This window comes from Amycolatopsis thermalba, assembly GCF_003385215.1.
GTDB classification, from domain to species: Bacteria; Actinomycetota; Actinomycetes; order Mycobacteriales; family Pseudonocardiaceae; genus Amycolatopsis_E; species Amycolatopsis_E thermalba.
Genome location: NZ_PQHW01000016.1, coordinates 1 through 14,302, shown reverse-complemented (window position 1 = coordinate 14,302; position 14,302 = coordinate 1). Strand labels below are relative to the sequence as shown.

The following is a 14,302-nucleotide window of genomic DNA, read 5'->3' as shown; positions in this document are numbered from 1 at the left end:
AGTGGCACGCTCCCCGCGTGGAGATGATCACGTGGCCCGGCGCGTCGCCGTGGTGACGGGGGCCGGGCGCGGGATCGGGGCGGCCGTCGTGCATCGGCTTGCGGAGGAGGGCTGGCGGGTGGTCGCCGTGGACGTCGCCGAGGATTTGCCCGGGCTGGGCTATCCGCTCGCGCGTCGGGAGCAGCTCGCCGAGGTCGCCGCGAAATGGCCGGGCCAGGTGATCGACGTCGTCGGGGATGTGCGGGACCAGCGGGCTCTCGACGCGGCCGTCGGCGTCGCCGAGCGGGAGTTCGGCGGGCTGGACGCGGCGGTCGCCGCCGCGGCGGTCATGGCCGGTGGGCGGCCGCTGTGGGAGACCACCGATTCCGAATGGGAATCGCTGTTCGGCGCCGGGGTGGACGGCGTCTTCCACCTGGCCCGCGCGGCGGTGCCGGCCCTGCTGCGCCGCCCGCGGCCGCGCAGTGGACGGTTCGTCGCGCTCGCCTCGGCCGCCGGGCACACCGGCTTGTGGCGGCTGGCCGGCTACAACGCGGCCAAACACGCGGTCGTCGGGCTGATCCGGGGCCTCGCCACGGACCTGCGCGGCACCGGCATCACCGCGACGGCCGTCTCCCCGGGCTCGACGCGCACACCGATGCTGGAGGCGACGGCCGAACTGTACGAACTGGACGACGTCGAGGAGTTCGCGCAGCACCAGCTCGCCGAGCGCCTGCTGGAACCCGACGAGGTGGCCGCGGCGGTGTGCTGGCTGTGCGGCCCCGACGCGAGCGCGATCACCGGCACGGTGCTCCACGCGGACGGGGGTTTCACGGCATGACGGTGCTCCGCCTGGATCCCTCCACCAAGGCCGTCGCCGGGGGGCGCGTTCTCCTCGGGGGCTCGCCCCTGCGCGTCATCAAGCTCTCCGCCGCCGGGGCGCGCCTGTTCGCCCAGTGGGCGGCCGGCGCGGCGGTCGGCGACCAGCCCCACCACCGGCGGCTCGCGGACAAACTCGTCCTCGCCGGCATGGTCCACCCCACCTACCCCGAGGTGCACCTGACCCCGCAGGACGTCACCGTCGTCGTCCCGGTCCGCGACCACGCCGACCGCCTCGCCGGGCTCCTCCCGCGCCTGGCCGACGTCCGCGAGACGCTCGTCGTCGACGACGGGTCCGCCGTGCCCGTGCCGCACGCCGTCGACCGGCATCCCGTCCCGCGTGGCCCGGCCGCCGCCCGCAACACCGGCTGGCGCAAGGTCACCACCGAGCTGGTCGCCTTCCTCGACGCCGACACCCGGCCCGCACCGGGCTGGCTCGGGCCGCTGCTCGCGCAGTTCCAGGACCCCGCCGTGGTGGCCGTCGCGCCGCGGGTGCGCAGCGCGCCCGGCCCGGAAGCCCTGTCCCGCTACGAACAACTGCAGTCCTCTTTGGACATGGGCGCCACCCCAACGCAGGTCCGCCCCCGCGGCCGCATCACCTACCTGCCCACCGCCGCACTCGTCGTGCGCACCTCGGCGCTGCAGGCGATCCACGGCTTCGACGAGGACCTGCGGTTCGGCGAGGACGTCGACCTGATCTGGCGCCTCGTCGACGCCGGCGGCTCCGTGCGCTACGAGCCGGAGTCCGAAGTGGAGCACGAACCACGCACCACCTGGCGTGCCTGGCTGAAACAGCGGTACAACTACGGCACCTCCGCCGCGCCACTCGCCAAACGGCATGGGCGGCAAGCGCTCGCGCCGGTGCGGGTGTCCGGCTGGACCGCGCTGGCCTGGCTCGCGCTCGCCGCCGGACGGCCGAAGACCGGCGTCGCGATCGCGCTCGCCACCGCCGCTCTGTTGCCCCGCAAGCTGAAACCCCTCGACGTGCCGGCGAAGGAAGCGCTCGGCATCGCCCTGCGCGGGCACGTCGCCGCGGGCCGCTTCCTCGCCGACGCCCTGACCCGTGCGTGGGGCCCGGCCGCGATCCCGTTGCTGGCGCTGTCCCGGCGCGGCCGCCGCGTCCTGGCCCTGACCTACGCCCGGCACCTCCTCGACTGGGCCCGCACCCGGCCGGACATCGACCCGCTCCGGTGGCTGCTGGCCCGCGCCGCCGACGACCTCGCCTACGGCGCCGGGGTGTGGCGCGGCTGCCTGCGCGAGGACGAACCCGGCCCGCTGATCCCCGATCTCTCCAACTGGCCGGGCAAAAGGCCATGAACCTCGCCGATCTCGCCTGGCCCGAACTCGGCGACCGCCGCCTGCTGGCCGTGCCGCTGGGCGCCACCGAGCAGCACGGTCCGCACCTGCCGTACACGGTGGACACCGAGATCGCGGCCGAGCTGTGCCGCCGCCTCGGCGCGGCCCGGCCGGAGGTCGTCGTCGCGCCCGCCCTGCCCTACGGCTCCAGCGGGGAGCACGCCGATTTTCCCGGTACGCTCTCGATCGGTCAGGAAGCCACCGAACTCCTCGTGGTCGAGCTGGTGCGGTCCGCGGACGCCTTCGCCGGGGTGCTGCTGGTGTCCGCGCACGGCGGCAACGCGCTCCCGCTGCGCCGCGCGGTGGCGAAACTGCGTCACGAGGGCCGGAACGTGCGCGCGTGGTGCCCGGACGGCCCGGCCGACGACACGCACGCCGGGCGGCTGGAGACGTCGGTGATGCTCGCGTTGCGGCCGGAAGCCGTGCGCACGAACCGGTTCGAGCCCGGCCAGACGCGGCCGTTGCCGGAACTCATCGGACGGTTGCGTGACGAAGGTGTGCGTGGGGTGAGTCCGAACGGGGTGCTGGGTGACCCCGCGGGGGCGAGCGCGGAAGCGGGGCGCGCCACCCTCAGTCGATGGACGGACGCTCTACTTGAAGCTGCCGCGGCGCTTGCCAGAGATGGCATCATGTAGCAGTCGGTGCATGAGACCCCTGTCACAAAGAGGTGATCGGTGTGAAGACCAAGGCCGCAGTCCTGCACTCCGCGGGCAAGCCGTTCGAGATCGAGGAACTCGAGCTCGACGGTCCACGCGAAGGCGAGGTTCTGATCAAGTACACGGCCGCCGGCCTGTGCCACTCGGACCTGCACCTGATCGACAACGACCTCGTGCCGCGGTTCCCGATCGTGGGCGGGCACGAGGGCGCCGGGATCATCGAAGACGTCGGCCCGGGCGTCTCCAAGGTCAAGCCGGGCGACCACGTCGTGTGCAGCTTCATCCCGAACTGCGGCCACTGCCGCTACTGCGCCACCGGCCGCTCGAACCTGTGCGACATGGGCGCGACGATCCTCGACGGGCACATGCCCGACGGCACCTTCCGCTTCCACCGCGGCGGCACCGACTACGGCGCCATGTGCATGCTCGGCACGTTCTCCGAGCGCGCCACGATCTCCGAGCACTCGGTGGTCAAGGTGGACGACTGGCTGCCGTTGGAGACGGCGGTGCTGGTGGGCTGCGGTGTACCGACCGGCTGGGCCACGGCCAACTACGCCGGCGGCGTCCGCGCGGGTGACACCTGCGTCGTCTACGGCATCGGCGGGATCGGCATCAACGCCGTCCAGGGCGCCGCGCACGCGGGTGCCGCGAACGTGATCGCGGTCGACCCGGTCGCCTTCAAGCGCGAGAAGGCGATGGAACTGGGCGCCACCCACGCGTTCGCCTCGGCGGACGAGGCCGCCGCGAAGGTCGCCGAGCTGACCTGGGGCCAGATGGCCGACCAGGCGCTGATCACCGTCGGCACGGTGGACGAGCAGGTCGTGACGGACGCGTTCAACGTGGTCGGCAAGGGCGGCACGGTCGTGATCACCGGCCTGGCCAACCCGGAGAAGCTGACGGTGCACCTGTCCGGCGGCGTGATGACCCTGTTCGAGAAGACGGTCAAGGGCACGCTGTTCGGCTCGGCCAACCCGCAGTACGACATCCTCCGCCTGCTGCGCCTGTACCAGGCCGGCCACGTGAAGCTCGACGAGCTGGTCACCAAGCGGTACTCGCTCGAAGAGGTCAACGAGGGCTACCAGGACCTGCGCGACGGGAAGAACATCCGCGGCGTGCTCATGCACTCGGCGGACTGAGTGCGCTCACCCGTGAGGGCGGGCCTGCCCGCCCTCACGGGTCGACCAGCGGCTGGAACGCCGCGCGCACGTCGGCGTCCGAGGGCGTCACGTACACCTGGCTCGGCGGGATGTCGACCGCCAGGTCGATGTAGGTCCGGTAGTGCAGCACCGGCGGGCAGGAGGCGCCGCCGATCTCCACCCGGGTGTCGGTGACCAGCCGCCCCGTCTTCACCTCGTACACGCGCACCGGGATCGCGATCTTCCGGAAGGACACGTCCTGGTAGCCGTACGGGCTCAGTCCCGACTCGTACGGACACGACCGCACCTGTGCGCCGTAGTCCGTCGTGCCCGCGCAGATCACCGCCACCGCGTCGGTGGGGCCACCGGCCCGCCACTCCGCGGGGAACCGGCTCAGGTGCTCGTCGTCGCCGAAGACCAGCGCCCGGTTCGGCCCGTCGCCGTACGGTGCCGCGGCGCTGTAGGGCGCCGGGTGGTCGCAGTACTCGGGTTCGGCGCCGGGGTAGGAGACCTCCAGCAGATCGCGCACGTTCGCCAGCTCGATCGCCTGGGTGGCGCGGGTGACGCCGTCACCGGCCCGCGCGGTCAGCTCGTGCCCGGGGTACTGGTCGACGATCTGCTGGTACCGGTCGCGGGCCCGCGGCCAGTCGTTCGCGGCCATCAGCCGGTCCGCGCATCCGGCGAGGGCGGCGGGCGCGACCCGGGGGACCACGGCAGCGGCGTGGTCCAGCACGGGGCCGCGGGCGCCCTGGCGGAGCCAGTCGGTGATCGCGGCGGTGTCGCACGGGTCGGGGACGGGCAGGCGAGCGGTGAAGCGGTCCAGCACCTCCCGGATCCGCTGGTCCTGACCCGGGATCCCGCGCACCTCCACCAGGGTCGCGAACGCGCGCTCCAGGTTCGCCGGATCGCCGCCGAGGGCCTTGCCCAGCTGGGCTTCGGCCGCCAGCAGCAGACGGCAGGCCCGGGTGGTTTCCGCGGCGCGGACGGTCAGTGGCGCGTCGGCCAGCGTGTGCCCGGCCCACAGCCCGTCGAGCGCGGCCAGCGTGCCCGGGCAGTCGCCGCGGCCGTGCGCCTCGGTGGCGTCGCCCTCGATGCGGGCCGCGTCGAAACGCAGCAGCCCGGCGGCCAGCAGCACCGGGAGCGCGACGGCGAGGCCGATCAGCCGCTGCCGGGCCGCGTTCGGCGGGCGATCGGCCCGGCGCGCCAGGTACCAGCCGTGCCCGGTCATCGCCGCCCACCACGCGAGCACGACGATCTCGAACCACACGGTCCGCACCGCCAGGGCGAGGACCGCGACCAGCGCGATCGTCACCAGGCCGGTGAGGACCGCGAGCCGCCGACGGCCGAGCATCAGGTATCCGGCGCCGAGCAGCGAGGCGTTCGCGAGCGTCACGGCCAGTGGATCGGCGGGCTTGTCCATGATCGCCAGTGTCGGGGGAGCAGCCGGGCGTTGGTGCCGCCACGGCACGAACCTGCCACCGGTTCGATTGATCGACCGTCGCGATCAGTAGACCATCCGGCGCAGGCTAGTACGACGTTCGGCTGTGTCCGCGTCACAGTTGTGTGGCACGCGACTGTCATCCGGTCACAGAGATGCGCCGACGCGGCTACGGATCGTTGACCCCCGTGTGGCCCGATTCCTATCGTGACCGCGATCAACGTGGATCTCGGAAGGACACTCTCCATGGCGCATCAACGGCGATCGGCCGCGTCCGGGGACGGGGCGCCGTCTCTGGAACGGCGCCGGTTCCTCGGTTACCTCCTCGCGGCGCCCACCCTCGCGGTCGCGGCGAAGCTCGGCGGGGACCTCGCCGCCCCGGCCCCGGCCGACGCCGCGATCCCCACCCTCCCCGGGCCCGCCGACATCCTGGACCTCGGCGACGCGCTCACGCTCGCGGCGATGCCGACCTCCAACCTCATCGCGATCCAGGTCAACCGCGACGACACGGTCTCGTTCGCGGTGCCGCGCGCCGAGGTCGGTCAGGGCATCACCACCACCGTCGCGATGCTCATCGCCGAGGAGATGGACCTCCCGCTGAGCAAGGTCGGCGTCAACCTCGCCGACGCCCGCCCGGAACTGGTGTTCAACCAGCTCACCGGCGGGTCCAACTCGGTGCGCTCGCTGTACAACCCGGTCCGCACCGCCGCCGCCATCGCCCGTGCCCGTCTGCTGGCCACCGCCGCGGAGCAGTGGAAGGTCGACGCCTCGACGCTCACCGCGCGCGACGGCGTCATCCGCTCCGCCTCCGGCCGCACCGCGACCTACGGTTCCCTCGCCGAAGCCGCCGCGAGCGCCCGCACCGAGGAAACCAGCGCCACGCTGAAGGAGACCTCCGAGTTCCGCATCATCGGCAAGCCGACCGGCCGCATCGACGCGCTCGAAGCGGTCACCGGGCGCAAGCAGTTCACCATGGACCTGCAGGTCCCGAACGCCAAGCCGACGATGGTCTGCCGCCCGCCGACGATCAACGGCACCGTGCGGGCGGTCCGCAACCTCGCCGAGGTCAAGGCGATGCCCGGCGTCACCGACGTCGCCACGATCTCCACCGGCGTTGCGGTGCGCGCCGAGACCTTCGGCCAGTGCATCGACGCGATCCGCGCGCTGAAGGTGGACTGGGGACCGGGCACTGTGGACGGTGAGACCGACGCCTCGGTCGAGCGGAAGCTGCGCGCCGCCGAGCTCCCGATGACCGTGCCGCCGGTGCTGACCCAGTCGATCGACGCCGAGTTCGTGTTCGCCTTCGCCAGCAACAGCGCGCTGGAGACCAACTGCGCGATCGCCGACGTGCGGGCCGACCGCGCCGAGATCTGGTCCGGCCTCAAGTCGCCGATCACCACCCAGGAGCAGATCGCGCTCAAGCTCGGCCTGCCGATCCCGGCGGTCAAGGTGCACGTCGTCACCGGCGGTGGTTCCTTCGGCCGCAAGCTGTTCGGCGACGCCGCGCTGGAGGCCGCGGAGATCTCGAAGAAGATGGGCAAGCCGGTCAAGCTCATGTGGCACCGCGCCGACGACGCCCGTCACGGCCGCACCCACCCGATGTGCATCTCCCGCGTCCGGGTCAACCACGCGCTGGGCAACGTCGTCAGCTACGAGCAGCGGCACACCAGCGTCACCACCGACTTCGGCCACGGCCTCGGCGAGATCCTCACCGCGGTCGCCGCGAAGCTCCCGGTCGGTGACATCGGGTTCTCCCAGACGGTGTTCATGCTGTCCACGCAGATGCCCTACAACTTCGGCGCCACCACGCAGCTGCTCAACGAGGTGCCGCTGAAGTTCCACACCTCCAGCATGCGCAACGTGTACTCGCCCAACGTGGTGTGCGCGCGTGAGCTGATCGTCGACCAGCTGGCCGCGAAGATGGGCCAGGACCCGCTGACGTTCCGCCGGAACTTCCTCAAGGACGACCGCATCCGCAAGGTTCTCGACAAGGCCGCGGAGGTCGGCGACTGGGGCCGGAAGATGCCCGCCGGCACCGCGCAGGGCATCGCGCTGCACTCCGAGTACAAGAGCGTCAGCGCGGTCCTGATGGAGATCGACTGCCGCCCGGAGACGGTCAACCGCAAGATCCGCAACGGGGTCGCCGGACCGCGCGTCACCAAGGCCGTCGCGGTCGTGGACGCCGGTCTGCCGATCAACCCGAAGGGCCTGGAGGCGCAGACGATCGGCTGCGTCAACGACGGCATCGCGATGGCGCTCACGTCGAGCCTGCACATCGACAACGGCCTGCCGCTGGAAGCGAGCTGGGACAACTACTTCTACACCCGGCAGTGGAACACGCCGCCGGAGATGGAGGTCGTGGTCATGCCCGCGACCACCGGTGAACCCGGTGGCGCCGGGGAGCTGGCCGTCGCCAGCTCGTTCGCCGCGGCCGCCTGCGCCTACGGCCGGGCGGTGGGGAAGATGCCGACCCGCTTCCCGATCAACCACGGCACGCTGAGTTTCGAGCCGAAGCCGAAGGTGCCACCGGTGCCCGAATCGCCGGTCGACGGCCTGGCCCACACGTACTGAGGAGCTTTCGTTGTCCCAACACACTTTCACGGTCAACGGCGAGCGGGTCACCGTCGACGCCGACGACAAGGTCCGGTTGCTCTGGGTGCTGCGCGACCTGCTCGGCATCACCGGCCCGAAGTACGGCTGCGGCATCAACGTGTGCAAGGCGTGCACGAGCCACATCAACGGCAAGGCGTTCAACCCGTGCGCGGTGCCGGTGTCGGCGATCGGCCCGGACGACGAGATCACCACGATCGAAGGTCTCGCCGACCCGGCCACCGGCGAGCTGCACCCGATGCAGCAGGCGTGGATCGACCGGGACGTCGCGCAGTGCGGCTACTGCCAGCCCGGCCAGATCATGGCCGCCATCGCCAAGGTGAAGCAGGCCCGCGCCGAGGGACGCGAGATCAGCGACGCCGACTTCGACGAGATCCGCAACATCTGCCGCTGCGGCACCTACTCCCGGATCCGCGAGGCGGTGAAGAGCGCGGCTGCCAAGATGTAGTGCATATGCGGCACCACGGCCCCGCAATCCTCCGCGATTGCGGGGCCGTTTCATGCCACTGCGCAACCTGGGACACCTTCGTGTTAGATGTCCACTCGCGAGCCCTCGACGGGGAGGACGGACATCTCATGAGGTACACGGGCGCCGAACCCGCCGTGGCCGGTCTGGCCGGCCGTGCCCTGCCGCGGTTGCCGGAGATGACCAAGGCGACCTACGCGCAGATCATCGAGGAGATGGCCGTCTACCGCGAGGAACGGTTCGTCTCGCACGACGACCTGTTCGCCTCGTGCCGGGACAACCTCCAGTTCCTCGTCCGCGCCCTGGCCGAGCCCGGTGCCCCCGACCTGTCCAAGGCACGCGCGACCGGGCGCGAGCGCGCGCTGATGGGCGCCCCGCTGCCGGAACTGCTGCGGGCGTTCCGCATCGGGTTCACCGAGGTGTGGCAGTGCTTCGTCGAGCTGACCGCGCCCGCGCAGGACGTCGCCACCCTGGTCTCGGCGACCACCGCCATCTGGGACCTGATGGACGACTACATCGAGGAGCTGACCTCGACCTACCGCGCGACGATGGCCGAGATCAGCCGCACCCGGCAGAACCGCAGGCTCGCGCTCGTGGAGGCGCTGTTCACCGGCGGCAACGCGACCGAGGGCACCCTGTGGGACATCGCGCGCATGCTCGACCTGCCGCTGGAGGGCAGCTTCGTCGTCGTCGCCGCGGAAACCCCCGGGCTGGGGCAGGAGGCGTTGCCGCTGATCGAGGTCCGGCTGCGGGAACGGCACCACGCGTCGGCGTGGCGGCTCACGCCGGAGCTGCAGATCGGGGTCGTGTCGGTGCGCGATCCGGGCCAGGTCCTGGAGCTGCTGCGGGAGAACCCGCGCGGGCGGGTGGGGATGAGCCCGGTGTTCACCGGCCTCGGCGACACCGCGCGCGCCCTGCACCTCGCGCGGGTCGCGCTGTCCAGCCTGCCGGCCGGGACGAAGGACGTGGCCCGGTTCCACGAGTCGCCGCTGGCCGGGCTGGTCGCCAGCGACCCGGAGGCGTCGGCCCAGCTGGCCGGGCAGGTGCTGCGGCCGATCCTGGAGCTGCCCGTCGAGGAGGGCAACGTGCTGCTGCTGACGTTGCGCGCCTGGTTCGACTGCGGCGGGTCCACGAAACAGATCGCCGAGCGGGTCTACTGCCACCCCAACACGGTGCGGCACCGGTTGAAGCGGATCACCGACGTGCTGGGCCGCTCGCTGAGCGACCCGTCGGACATCGCGGAGCTGGGCACGGCACTGCGGGCACTCGCCATGTTCGGCGAGTCCGCCCGCAGAGCCGTGCGAAATTGACACCCGTATCGCCTTGCTCGGCGGTGCGGGTGGCGGCCCCTCCCGCCAGCCCACCACCGTCAACGGACGCGCTCCGCGCGGCTGGGCCGACTCAGCCCCCTCGCTGTGGGATCGCCTCCTCATGAATTCCCGCCCGCCGGCCCGACCACCACCCCTGGTGGACGCGCTTCGCGCGACAGTGCCAACCACCACGTCGGCGCTGTCCTCGCGAGGGGGCTCCGGAGAACCCGCGGCGGTGCCGGTTGGCAGGCGCCGTCAGAAGAGCTCAACCGTCGAGCTTCTTGCCGGTGGCCTTGGTGAACGCCTTGGCGCCGGCGCGGTCCACCGCCGCCTTCACCCCGCCGAAGATCGCTCCCTGCAGCACCGCCGCGGTGAGCACCGCTTTGGTGGAGTGGTCGCCCGACGTGGCCTCCGGCGCGTCGTCCTCGCCGGTGACCGCCTTCCACGCCTGCTTGAACAGCATCCCGGCGAGGATCCCGCCCAGTGCGCTCACGGCCAGGCTCAGCGGCTTGTACAGCAGTTTCATCCCGTCACCTCTCCACAGTGGACCCGGCTCCACCCGTCCGGGTACCCGGAGTTCCGGAGGCTGACACTTCGCCGTTGTGCGGCGGCGGCGAGGGGGCGTACCTTGGCGCGATACTTTCGCCGGGAGGGTCACTGGTGGTCAGGGGCAAGGTCGTCCGGTTCGACGAGATGCGCGGGTACGGGTTCGTGACGCCGGAGGGGGGTGGCGAGGACGTCTTCATGCACGTCAACGACCTCGACGTGGACAAACGCCTGATCACGCCCGGCGTGGTCGTCGAGTTCACGGTCGAGGACGGCGAACGCGGGCTCAAGGCGTCCGACGTCCGGCTGGTGCGCCAGGCCGCCGACGACGACCGCGACGACGCGTTCCCGGCGCGCGACTTCCGCGAGGAGCTGACGGAATCGCTGCTCACCGGCGTCCCGACGCTCACCGCCGAGGAGGTCCTGCGGGTCCGCCGCGTCGTCCTCGAACTCGTCCGCGACCACGGGTGGCTCGGCGGCTGAATGTTTCGGTGACCTGGGTGCGGGCACACGAACACCCATGAAGGCTGTTACCTGGCACGGCAAGCGCGACGTCCGCGTCGAGGACGTCCCGGACCCGCGGATCGAGGAACCCACGGACGCGATCGTCCGCATCACCTCGACCGGTATCTGCGGCTCCGACCTGCACCTGTACGAGGTGCTCGGGCCGTTCATGGGGGAGGGCGACATCCTCGGGCACGAGCCGATGGGCATCGTCGAAGAGGTCGGCTCCGGCGTCACCGACATCAAACCGGGCGACCGGGTCGTGGTGCCGTTCAACATCTCCTGCGGCCACTGCTTCATGTGCGATCAGGGCCTGCAGTCCCAGTGCGAGACCACCCAGGTCACCGAGAAGGGCAAGGGCGGCGCGCTGTTCGGCTACACCAAGCTCTACGGCCAGGTGCCCGGCGGGCAGGCCGAGTACCTGCGCGTCCCGCAGGCCCACTACGGGCCGGTCAAGGTGCCCGAGGGTCCGCCCGACGAGCGGTTCGTCTACCTCTCCGACGTCGTGCCCACCGCGTGGCAGGCCGTCGAGTACGCCGCGATCCCCGACGGCGGCAGCGTCGTGGTGTTCGGGCTCGGCCCGATCGGGCAGATGTGCTGCCGCATCGCGCGGCACCGGGGCGCCGGCCAGGTGATCGGCGTCGACCTGGTGCCCGAGCGGCTGGCGCTGGCCGGACGCTACGGCGTCACCACCATCGACGCCAGGGCGGAGAAGGACGTGCCGGGCGCGGTGCGGGAGATGACCTCGGGCCGCGGCTCGGACTCGGTGATCGACGCGGTCGGCATGGAGGCCCACGGCGCGCCGCTGGGCAAGCTCACCCACCAGATGGTCGGGCTGCTGCCGGACACGATCGCCGCGACGCTGATGGAGAAGGGCGGCGTGGACCGGCTCGCGGTGCTGCACCAGGCCATCGCCACGGTGCGCCGCGGCGGCACGATCTCGCTGTCCGGCGTCTACGGCGGGATGCTCGACCCGCTGCCGATGATGGAGCTGTTCGACAAGCAGATCCAGCTGCGGATGGGCCAGGCCAACGTGCGCCGGTGGATCGACGACGTCCTGCCGCTGGTCAGCGACGACGCCGACCCGCTGGGCGTGGTGGACCTCGCCACCCACAAGCTGCCGCTGGAGGACGCGCCGCGCGCCTACCGCATGTTCCAGCAGAAGCAGGACGGGGCGATCAAGATCCTGCTCCAGCCTTCGGCGTGACGCAGGCGGCGGGCGAGGATTTCCGGACAGCGGAGCGTAGCCCCGGATGATCACCCGGCTATGATCTGGCTCCCTGGGATTGTCCAGCAGCGTGGCACCCGTGTTCGAAGCAACTCCACTGCAGGAGCCGTACACGCATGTCCACGCCCCGGAAGCCGGACCCCTTGTCCGACCTGCCCGCAGGCCAGAGCGCCGATCAGGTCGGGATGTACCAGTGGGACATCCGTGCCGCGACGTGGACGTGGTCGGCGGAGATCTACCTGATGTACGGCTACCAGCCGGGCGCGGTCGAACCGGGCCTGGACCTGGTCACCAAGCACGGCCACCCCACGGACCGCCGCCAGCTGGCGGCGGTGTTCGACGAGGCCCGCCGCACCGGGCAGCCGTTCAGCGCGCAGCAGCGCATCCTCGCCGCGGACGAGAGCACCCGCGCGGTCGTCGTGGTCGGTGACGTCGAGCGGGAGGACGGCGAGACCGTCGGGGTGCACGGGTACTACGTCGACCTGACCACGGCCCGCGTCCGGGAGGCCGAGCAGCTGTCCGAGCTGGCCGGCGAGGCCGCCGGGCTGCAGCGCGCGATGGCCTCGCGCGCCACGATCGAGCAGGCCAAGGGCATGATCATGCTGGCGTACGGGCACGACCCGGCGGCCGCGTTCGAGCTGCTCATCCGCGCGTCCCAGCAGAGCAACGTCAAGCTGCGCGACCTCGCCGACCGGCTCGTCGACGCGGTGCAGGCCTCGGGTGAGCCACCTGCCCAGGCGCGGGCCCACCTGGAAACGATTCTGGCGCGATTGGCGGTGCCGGAGGACGTGTAACCGGCGCGTCTCGAGGTACCCGGAGCGTGACCGGGTGAAAGGAGACCTGCCGAAATGAGCACGATCACCGAGTCCGTCGACGTGAACGTCGACGTGCGCACGGCCTACAACCAGTGGACCCAGTTCGAGTCCTTCCCGCAGTTCATGGAGGGCGTCGAGGAGATCCGCCAGCTCGACGACACGCACACGCACTGGGTGACCAAGATCGGTGGCGCCAAGCGCGAGTTCGACGCCACGATCACCGAGCAGCACCCCGACGAGCGGGTCGCGTGGCGGTCCGACTCCGGCCCGAACCACGCCGGTGTCATCACGTTCCACCGGCTGGACGACCACAAGACGCGGGTGACCGCGCAGATGGACATCGACCCCGAGGGCTTCGTCGAGAACGCCGCCGACAAGCTGGGCATCCTGGACCGCCGCGTGCACGGCGACATGGAGCGCTTCAAGGCGTTCATCGAGAAGCGCGGCGGCCGGGAGACCGGCGCCTGGCGGGGCGACGTGGACCGTCCCGGCAGCTGATGGCCACGAAGACACAGCGGACCGCCGCCGAGTTCGTGCCGGACAGCCGCGCGCTGGACCGGCTCCGCTCGGCGGCGTCGCGCTGCGAGGGATGCGACCTCTACCGCGACGCGACGCAGACGGTCTTCGGGGACGGTCCCGCGCCGGCGAAGGTCATGATGCTGGGCGAGCAGCCGGGCGACAAGGAGGACGTCGCCGGGGAGCCGTTCGTCGGTCCCGCCGGGCGCCTGCTGGACCGGGCACTGGAGGAGGCCGGGGTCGACCGGTCGCAGGTGTATGTGACCAATGCGGTCAAGCATTTCAAGTTCGTGCCGGCCGAGCGGGGGAAGCAGCGGATCCACAAGAAGCCGTCGCGTGGGGAGATCGTGGCGTGCCGGCCCTGGTTGGTCGCCGAGCTGGAGGCCGTGCAGCCGTCGGTGGTGGTTTTGCTGGGGGCTACCGCGGCTTCGTCGTTGATGGGGCCGTCGTTCCGGGTGACGGCTCATCGGGGGGAGTTGCTTCCGGCGCCGGAAGAGTTCGCCGGGACGCCGGAGCGGGTGCTGGCGACGGTGCATCCGTCGTCGGTGCTGCGAGCACCGGACCGGGACGAGGCGTTCGCGGCGCTGGTGAGCGACCTGCGGGCGGTGCCGTCGGTGATGTGACTTCGGGGGGCGGGGGGCCGCCTCGCTTCGCATCGGCGGAGATTGAGCTGGGCGGGGGTTCCGCAGGCAAGAAAATGCAGGAAGCCCCCACCGCGTGGTGGGGGCTCCTTTTTTCCGGCTCTGTTGATCTATGTGTGGGTGCGGTCAGGTAGTTCGGGGCGGTAGCCGCCGAGCGCGAGGAGTGCGAGGGAGATCAGGGCGTCGGCGTGTTTGAACCCGAAGGCCAGGCGGGTCAGTAGCCGG

Annotated in this window: 14 protein-coding genes; 12 read left to right on the top strand and 2 right to left on the bottom strand. The window is 71.5% G+C overall.

Annotated features, from left to right (window positions below):
* The first annotated feature begins 31 nt into the window (after nt 1-31).
* From D0D15_RS09545 to D0D15_RS09530, 4 genes are read left to right on the top strand one after another with little or no spacing between them, the layout of a single operon-like run.
* Nucleotides 32-817: a mycofactocin-coupled SDR family oxidoreductase gene (locus tag D0D15_RS09545; RefSeq protein ID WP_094007557.1), complete on the top strand. Its 786-nt coding sequence runs from the start codon at nt 32-34 to the stop codon at nt 815-817.
* Nucleotides 814-2,172, top strand: coding sequence for a mycofactocin biosynthesis glycosyltransferase MftF (gene mftF, locus D0D15_RS09540; RefSeq protein WP_094007558.1), 1,359 nt, complete (start codon nt 814-816; stop codon nt 2,170-2,172). The genes D0D15_RS09545 and mftF overlap by 4 nt, the downstream gene beginning before the upstream one ends.
* Complete coding sequence (mftE, locus tag D0D15_RS09535) at nt 2,169-2,846, top strand: mycofactocin biosynthesis peptidyl-dipeptidase MftE (protein ID WP_094007559.1); 678 nt, start codon at nt 2,169-2,171, stop codon at nt 2,844-2,846. The genes mftF and mftE overlap by 4 nt, the downstream gene beginning before the upstream one ends.
* Nucleotides 2,847-2,887: 41 nt before the next feature.
* On the top strand, nt 2,888-4,003 hold the full coding sequence (locus D0D15_RS09530; RefSeq protein WP_094007575.1) for an NDMA-dependent alcohol dehydrogenase: 1,116 nt from the start codon (nt 2,888-2,890) through the stop codon (nt 4,001-4,003).
* 34 nt (nt 4,004-4,037) lie between these two features.
* Here D0D15_RS09530 and D0D15_RS09525 read toward each other — a convergent pair whose 3' ends face one another.
* Complete coding sequence (locus D0D15_RS09525; RefSeq protein ID WP_094007560.1) at nt 4,038-5,423, bottom strand: hypothetical protein; 1,386 nt, start codon at nt 5,421-5,423, stop codon at nt 4,038-4,040.
* Nucleotides 5,424-5,687: 264 nt separating this feature from the next.
* On the opposite strand from D0D15_RS09525, the gene D0D15_RS09520 reads away from it, so the two are divergent.
* The 3 genes from D0D15_RS09520 (at nt 5,688) to D0D15_RS09510 (ending at nt 9,827) form a co-directional block, all read left to right on the top strand.
* Nucleotides 5,688-8,012, top strand: a complete 2,325-nt coding sequence (locus D0D15_RS09520; protein ID WP_094007561.1) for a molybdopterin cofactor-binding domain-containing protein — start codon at nt 5,688-5,690, stop codon at nt 8,010-8,012.
* Between the two features lie 10 nt (nt 8,013-8,022).
* A complete protein-coding gene (locus D0D15_RS09515; protein ID WP_094007562.1) occupies nt 8,023-8,499 on the top strand; it encodes a (2Fe-2S)-binding protein in 477 nt (158 codons plus the stop codon).
* A 128-nt stretch (nt 8,500-8,627) separates the two neighbouring features.
* Complete coding sequence (locus D0D15_RS09510) at nt 8,628-9,827, top strand: PucR family transcriptional regulator (protein WP_094007563.1); 1,200 nt, start codon at nt 8,628-8,630, stop codon at nt 9,825-9,827.
* Nucleotides 9,828-10,092: 265 nt separating this feature from the next.
* On the opposite strand, the gene D0D15_RS09505 is transcribed toward D0D15_RS09510, so the two are convergent.
* On the bottom strand, nt 10,093-10,353 hold the full coding sequence (locus D0D15_RS09505) for a DUF4235 domain-containing protein (RefSeq protein ID WP_094007564.1): 261 nt from the start codon (nt 10,351-10,353) through the stop codon (nt 10,093-10,095).
* Nucleotides 10,354-10,487: 134 nt separating this feature from the next.
* Here D0D15_RS09505 and D0D15_RS09500 point away from each other — a divergent pair, with 134 nt between their 5' ends.
* The 5 genes from D0D15_RS09500 to D0D15_RS09480 all read left to right on the top strand — a co-directional run bounded on the left by D0D15_RS09500 (nt 10,488) and on the right by D0D15_RS09480 (nt 14,059).
* Nucleotides 10,488-10,856: a cold-shock protein gene (locus D0D15_RS09500; RefSeq protein WP_094007565.1), complete on the top strand. Its 369-nt coding sequence runs from the start codon at nt 10,488-10,490 to the stop codon at nt 10,854-10,856.
* Between the two features lie 37 nt (nt 10,857-10,893).
* Complete coding sequence (locus D0D15_RS09495; protein ID WP_094007566.1) at nt 10,894-12,084, top strand: zinc-dependent alcohol dehydrogenase; 1,191 nt, start codon at nt 10,894-10,896, stop codon at nt 12,082-12,084.
* Nucleotides 12,085-12,221: 137 nt separating this feature from the next.
* A complete protein-coding gene (locus D0D15_RS09490; protein ID WP_094007567.1) occupies nt 12,222-12,899 on the top strand; it encodes a PAS and ANTAR domain-containing protein in 678 nt (225 codons plus the stop codon).
* A gap of 54 nt (nt 12,900-12,953) precedes the next feature.
* A complete protein-coding gene (locus D0D15_RS09485; RefSeq protein ID WP_094007568.1) occupies nt 12,954-13,418 on the top strand; it encodes an SRPBCC family protein in 465 nt (154 codons plus the stop codon).
* Nucleotides 13,418-14,059, top strand: a complete 642-nt coding sequence (locus D0D15_RS09480) for a UdgX family uracil-DNA binding protein (protein WP_094007569.1) — start codon at nt 13,418-13,420, stop codon at nt 14,057-14,059. The genes D0D15_RS09485 and D0D15_RS09480 overlap by 1 nt, the downstream gene beginning before the upstream one ends.
* The last annotated feature ends 243 nt before the right edge of the window (nt 14,060-14,302 follow it).

Coding starts and splice junctions, on each gene's coding strand:
- D0D15_RS09525 (WP_094007560.1), bottom strand. CDS start 5,423: ATGGACAAGCCCGCCGATCCACTGGCCGTGACGCTCGCGAACGCCTCG.
- D0D15_RS09495 (WP_094007566.1), top strand. CDS start 10,894: ATGAAGGCTGTTACCTGGCACGGCAAGCGCGACGTCCGCGTCGAGGAC.
- D0D15_RS09490 (WP_094007567.1), top strand. CDS start 12,222: ATGTCCACGCCCCGGAAGCCGGACCCCTTGTCCGACCTGCCCGCAGGC.
- D0D15_RS09520 (WP_094007561.1), top strand. CDS start 5,688: ATGGCGCATCAACGGCGATCGGCCGCGTCCGGGGACGGGGCGCCGTCT.
- mftE (WP_094007559.1), top strand. CDS start 2,169: ATGAACCTCGCCGATCTCGCCTGGCCCGAACTCGGCGACCGCCGCCTG.
- D0D15_RS09505 (WP_094007564.1), bottom strand. CDS start 10,353: ATGAAACTGCTGTACAAGCCGCTGAGCCTGGCCGTGAGCGCACTGGGC.
- D0D15_RS09485 (WP_094007568.1), top strand. CDS start 12,954: ATGAGCACGATCACCGAGTCCGTCGACGTGAACGTCGACGTGCGCACG.
- mftF (WP_094007558.1), top strand. CDS start 814: ATGACGGTGCTCCGCCTGGATCCCTCCACCAAGGCCGTCGCCGGGGGG.
- D0D15_RS09510 (WP_094007563.1), top strand. CDS start 8,628: ATGAGGTACACGGGCGCCGAACCCGCCGTGGCCGGTCTGGCCGGCCGT.
- D0D15_RS09480 (WP_094007569.1), top strand. CDS start 13,418: ATGGCCACGAAGACACAGCGGACCGCCGCCGAGTTCGTGCCGGACAGC.